The following is a 3,551-nucleotide window of genomic DNA, read 5'->3' as shown; positions in this document are numbered from 1 at the left end:
TGCTCCTATCAATAAAATATAATGATAATCTTCAACCATTAATATAAGCTTATTGTAATTAACAAAAGTAGGATAAATAGAGATAGGTGTTTCATCTATTTTTAAACCAATATGTCCAAAAAATTGATTTAAGTCATCTTGATTGATATTGTGAGTACAGTTAAAAAGCATGGGATTATAATCAATAGATTGATAAATCTCTTGAAACTGTTTAAAGATATCAAATAATCCATGAATCATTTTATCAGGATGATAAAGTGTTTCAATCAAATCCAATTTTGCTTCATTATCAATAGATAATTTTCTAATACTTTCAATATAATCATTTTGAAAATCAATAAATTTTAAAGTATCTTCTCTTAATTCCTTTGTATCAAAATGTGTAAATTTTTGAATGAGTTCTTCTTGCATATGATGTTTTGGAAATTCACTGACAAAGAAAAATGCATTTAAAATAAAATCAGCCAAACATAAAATTTCATTATTATCTAATTGATATGATTGAAAATAAGTTTGCAGATTTTTTATTTTTTTAGCTTTTCTAACTAATACATCATGTTGCTTTTTGAGATTTTGAAAGTGTTCATTTTTTTGCTTGATATCTAATGAAATCACTTTTGGACCATTCACACATTCAAATCCTAAATCTCTCCATTCCTTATACCATAAAGGTTCATTATATATTATCTTTTTCATCTTGATCAATCACCTCATCAATAGAGTTATATAATAGAATTCCTCCTATTATCATAACAAATATTCCTGTAAAAATAAAAATATTTTGAATAGAAAATAAAGAACTCATGAAACTCATAAAAAATGAGACAAGAGGAATGGTAGAAACACCAAAAGAATTCATAATCGCACTAAAACGTGCTAAATAACTTGAGTGTACTTTTTGTAAAACCATGATTTGACCATACATATTAGCAAAAACAACAATTATACCAAATAAAATAGCCAGTGTCATAATAAACAAAGATTTGATTATTGTGATAGGGATATAAGAGATAAGTATAGTCATGATATAGAAAAAACTCGCTCCAGCAAATAAAGACTGTATCATTTTTTTAGCATTCATATAAGAACTGATATAGGGATAAAGAGTCGCTCCTAAAACACTTCCTATACTAAAGCCCATTGATAAGTAAGCAACCATCTGTGGACCACTGTGATAAACTTCGACGCTTAATGCACTGGAAAAGGCATTAATAGGAACTAAAAATGCATTGATACAACAACAAATCAAGCAAAGATAAATCAAAGACTGTTTTGTTTGGGTATAGTGAAATCCTTCTTTTAATAAAGAAATCGTAGATTGCTTTTGAATATTTGAATTATCATGAAAATGAATATGACCAATCATAAGACCACTGACTATAAATGAAAGACAATCAATAATAAAAGTGATCATGATTCCAAAGCTATTTAATAAGATGCCAGCTAATCCCATACCAACAATTTCTAATGATTTAGATAGTGAGGTATGCAAAGATTGTGCAATGTCATATTTTTCCTTGGGAACTAAAGAAGCAATCATTGGTGTAGAAGAAGGAACTCTTAAGGTTTCTAAAATAGAAATCATAAATGTTGTGAACATAATGATATAAACATTTAATTGTTGAAACATATAGAAAAGAATAAGGAGCATAACTAATAATGAACGTAGAAAATCACTTAAAGCCATGAGCCTTTTTTTATTTCTTTTTTCAACAAATGCTCCCATAAAAGGTGTCAAAAAAATAGTTGGTAAATAGTTAATACCAAAGTTAAAAGCAGAATACATAGCATCACCAGTGATTGCATAAACAAGCCATGTTAAAGCTAAAGCATCAATAGAGTCACCAAAACGATTGATTCCAGTGGCAATGGCTAACTTTAAGAATTCTTTTTCATTTTTTAATGTCTGATATTTCATAACGCCCCTCCTTTGTTAGATAAATATCTAATTATATATTCAGTATATATAAAATTATAACAATTATTAGATAATTGTCAATGTTTATATTAGATTATTATCTAATGTATAAAGAATTGCTTTTTTGTTTGATTTGGTATTTAATAAAGAAAAGGGGGCTTATATCATGACAGATGAACAGATCATCATGCTTGTCTTTCTTATCATTGCTGGATTAGGATTGATATTTATTATTGTTGGAATATTCATCATATTATGGCAGAAAAGAAAAACGAAACTTTGCCAAGAGATGACACATGGAATAGTTGTGGATTATTGTTATAGGGGAAATGGAGTGATTGTGCCAGTTGTTGAATATCATGTGCTTGGAGAAACTTATAAGAAAGTCAGAACTTTCCGTGGTTATATTACGAAAAGTTGGAGAAGAGATGGAGAACCATATGTACGAGTAACAAAAAATGATTGTTTATCCATTGCAGGTGGTAGGATGGGAAAAAGTGATGCACAGAATATGTGGCCATTAGGATCAAATATGGCTGTTTATTATCATCCAATGAAACCTAAAATGGCTTTTATTGAAAAAATACCTGAACATCAGTCAATTATGGCTATGATATTTATTGGTGTTGGCATTTTTTTGATTATATTATCAAGCTTTTTAGTATATGTTATAAAATGATGAAAACATTCTATATATCAGTTAATTAGCGAACCAACTTAGAAATATTTTTAAGTTGGTTTTTTGAAATTACTTTCAAAATAGGGATATTTTGTTTTTATTTTTGAAAAATTTTGAAAGTAAATTCTAAATCTTTTAAGAATATTGTCAAATATTTTCGATAGAAGTATAGTGTGATTATACAAGGAGGGAGAAAATGGAGAAACTAAAAAATCAGTTAATTGTTTCATGTCAGGCAATGTAAGATGAACCGTTACATTCATCTTACATTATGTCAAAAATGGCTTTAGCTGCTTATCAGGGAGGTGCTAAGGGGATACGTGCGAATAGTGTTGAAGATATTAAAGCTATTCAACAAGAAGTCAATTTACCAATTATTGGTATTATTAAAAAGGACTATCCGGGTAGTGACATTTATATTACGACAACCATGGATGAAGTTGACGCATTAGTGGCTGCAAATGTTGAAATTATAGCTATGGATGCAACCAGTCGATTAAGACCAAATCAAACAACTTTAGCAACCAATGTCATTAAGTTAAGGACTGAATGGCATTCGAGGGTTATATTGCAAATATACCCTCTCGCTTTTTTTTTATTATTTTTCAAAGAAAAGTATTGACATTGCAACGATAGTGTGCGGCCTATTATCAATTTTTTATTGATAATAGGCCAATTGTTTATAGGTATATCTTGGAGGTACTTGATCATGAATAGCTATAAACATCTTAAAAACGTCCTTTTTCACAATATCAAAACACTTTCTCAAGTCTGTTCTATCTTCTGTGTCAATCCTGATGCTGATTTTACCAGAAACAGAAAGCTTGATTTTGAAACTATCATGAAGATTATCCTTTGCATGGGCGCTTCTTCCATCAAGGATGAACTTCTCAAATTCAATGACTTTTCTATTGATACTCCTTCTGCCTCTGCCTTTGTTCAGGCCAGAAGCAA

The 3,551-nt window shown here is 29.3% G+C and carries 3 protein-coding genes and 2 pseudogenes; 3 read left to right on the top strand and 2 right to left on the bottom strand.

The window, feature by feature from the left end:
• Together B5E79_RS13085 and B5E79_RS13080 are read right to left on the bottom strand one after the other, a co-directional pair.
• Window positions 1–696: hypothetical protein (locus tag B5E79_RS13085; RefSeq protein ID WP_143746795.1), on the bottom strand; the 696-nt coding region annotated here is incomplete at its 3' end.
• Window positions 677–1,918 carry an MFS transporter gene (locus tag B5E79_RS13080; protein WP_087298344.1) on the bottom strand — a complete coding sequence of 414 codons (1,242 nt, stop codon included), beginning with the start codon at window positions 1,916–1,918 and terminating at the stop codon, window positions 677–679. The genes B5E79_RS13080 and B5E79_RS13085, both read right to left, overlap by 20 nt.
• A gap of 166 nt (window positions 1,919–2,084) precedes the next feature.
• Between B5E79_RS13080 and B5E79_RS13075 the strand changes: the two genes are divergently transcribed.
• The 3 genes and pseudogenes from B5E79_RS13075 to B5E79_RS13370 all read left to right on the top strand — a co-directional run.
• On the top strand, window positions 2,085–2,597 hold the full coding sequence (locus B5E79_RS13075; RefSeq protein ID WP_087298343.1) for a hypothetical protein: 513 nt from the start codon (window positions 2,085–2,087) through the stop codon (window positions 2,595–2,597).
• A 196-nt stretch (window positions 2,598–2,793) separates the two neighbouring features.
• Window positions 2,794–3,117: pseudogene (locus tag B5E79_RS13070) on the top strand (N-acetylmannosamine-6-phosphate 2-epimerase); the annotation flags it as partial.
• Window positions 3,118–3,306: 189 nt separating this feature from the next.
• Window positions 3,307–3,551 (top strand): annotated as a pseudogene (locus B5E79_RS13370) (IS4 family transposase); the annotation flags it as partial.

Source organism: Massilimicrobiota sp. An134, from assembly GCF_002160815.1.
GTDB lineage: Bacteria > Bacillota_I > Bacilli_A > Erysipelotrichales > Coprobacillaceae > Allocoprobacillus > Allocoprobacillus merdigallinarum.
Note: the sequence above shows the minus strand (reverse complement) of the source record. Positions and strands in the feature narration are given on the sequence as shown.